The 1718-nt window shown below is 31.9% G+C and carries 3 protein-coding genes; all 3 read left to right on the top strand.

Features of this window, described 5'->3' with window-relative positions; translation table 11 throughout:
• The first annotated feature begins 194 nt into the window (after window positions 1-194).
• The 3 genes from DLK05_RS16400 to DLK05_RS16390 all read left to right on the top strand — a co-directional run bounded on the left by DLK05_RS16400 (window position 195) and on the right by DLK05_RS16390 (window position 1591).
• Window positions 195-755 (top strand): Riean_0653 family protein, encoded by a 561-nt coding sequence (locus DLK05_RS16400; RefSeq protein ID WP_127345077.1) that lies wholly within the window; start codon window positions 195-197, stop codon window positions 753-755.
• Window positions 756-789: 34 nt separating this feature from the next.
• The gene (locus DLK05_RS16395; protein WP_127345076.1) at window positions 790-1161 is read left to right on the top strand and encodes a hypothetical protein; all 372 of its coding nucleotides are present in this window, start codon (window positions 790-792) and stop codon (window positions 1159-1161) included.
• Between the two features lie 106 nt (window positions 1162-1267).
• Window positions 1268-1591, top strand: a complete 324-nt coding sequence (locus DLK05_RS16390; protein ID WP_127345075.1) for a hypothetical protein — start codon at window positions 1268-1270, stop codon at window positions 1589-1591.
• The last annotated feature ends 127 nt before the right edge of the window (window positions 1592-1718 follow it).

The following is a 1718-nucleotide window of genomic DNA, read 5'->3' as shown; positions in this document are numbered from 1 at the left end:
GTTGAAATCAAACAAAGATAACAAACATGAGATATTTTATAGGTTTTTTAATACACCCCACTGCCGCCCGAATCCTTTCGTGTGGTAATTTGGCTTACTACTTTGTTCAATTCAGTATCCTTTAAGCAAGCAAAATCAACATTGTACATCTTATTTGAAGAGGTATAAACAACTAACTATTAAAAATTAAAATTATGAAAGCAAAAGTTAAATTATTACCATTTCTGCTATTAGTTTTTATCATGCTAACAGCCAATTGTTGCGAAAAAGATGATGATCCCCAATTGCCTCCGGTTACTCAAACAGGAGAGAATACTTTTGGTTGTTTGGTGAATGGTGAGGTTTGGATTCCGCGTCCTAATTTACCATATCCTAAAATCCAAGTAGTATTAGGGCTGAATGTTTTAACGAATGATAAATATTTAGATATTATAGCATATCAAGGAGCAGCTAGTCATTTAGGTTTCTTTTTTTGTGAACAAGAGTTAAAAGAAGGTAAAACAATTAATTTACAAAGAACTATGGAGACTAAAGATTGTGTAGATGCTGTATATATGTCAAAAATATTAGACCAAGATAATATTACATTCCAAATAGATTCTATTCATACTGGAGAATTTTTAATTACACGTTTGGATACTATTGAAAAAGTCATATCTGGTACATTTTCCTTTGATGCTATTAATAAAAATGGTGTTATAGTTGAAGTTCGAGATGGACGATTCGATCTAGTAATTGATGAGATACAAATGTAAAACTCAATTTTTTTTACCCAAAATATTTTACTCCATGAAAAAATTATTATTTAACCTTTTGTTAATATGCAATGTATTCTCAGTTACCATTGCACAAAATGGCGATTTTCGTTCTCAAATGAACGCAATTTTTGAGAATGTAGACCTAACCCAAGTTCCATCCGGAATACTTTCGGATTATGGTTTAAGTTTGGTTGATGATTCCTTATACAATGGGCAGATTGTGTCTGACAATATTCTATCTCCCCAGATTTGGAGAGGATTATATTCTGATTTATGGTCGGGACAAGTAGATGTAAATTCAAACATGTTCGACCTAACTACTGTCAATAGTCGGATAGAATCACATGCTTCTGATGATGTTGCAGTTATTCCCCGCTGTCTCCAGAATCCTTTCGTGTGGTAATTTGGTTTACTACTTTGTCCAATTCAGTGTCCTTTAAGCAAGCAAAACCTTTATTGTACATCTTATTTGAAGAGGTATAAACAACTAACTATTAAAAATTAAAATTATGAAAGTTAAAATGAAATTATTTTCGGTATTCTTAATGTGTTTTATCTTATTTACAGCAATAAATCGTTGTAGTGACCATGATAATAACAACTTGGTAAATGGCGTTGTTGTTTATCTAGGATCCCCTGCAGCTGACGGYTGTGGTTGGGCAATCAATATAAATTCAAAAGTTTATAAACCGATTGAGCTACAGGAGAATTTTCAGGAAAATAAATTGAAAATTAAGCTAGATTATATTCTATTGGAAGATAGTGCAAGATGTGGGTATCTTTTACAAGAAGTTTATCCTCAAATTAAAATAGTTGAAATCAAACAAAGATAACAAACATGAGATATTTTATAGGTTTTTTAATACACCCCACTGCCGCCCGAATCCTTTCGTGTGGTAATTTGGCTTACTACTTTGTTCAATTCAGTATCCTTTAAGCAAGCAAAATCAACATTGTACA

The sequence above is a fragment of the Ancylomarina longa genome (genome assembly GCF_003996985.1).
GTDB classification, from domain to species: Bacteria; Bacteroidota; Bacteroidia; order Bacteroidales; family Marinifilaceae; genus Ancylomarina_A; species Ancylomarina_A longa.
The sequence above is the reverse complement of the archived record's forward strand: the minus strand, read 5'-3'. Positions and strand labels throughout refer to the sequence as shown.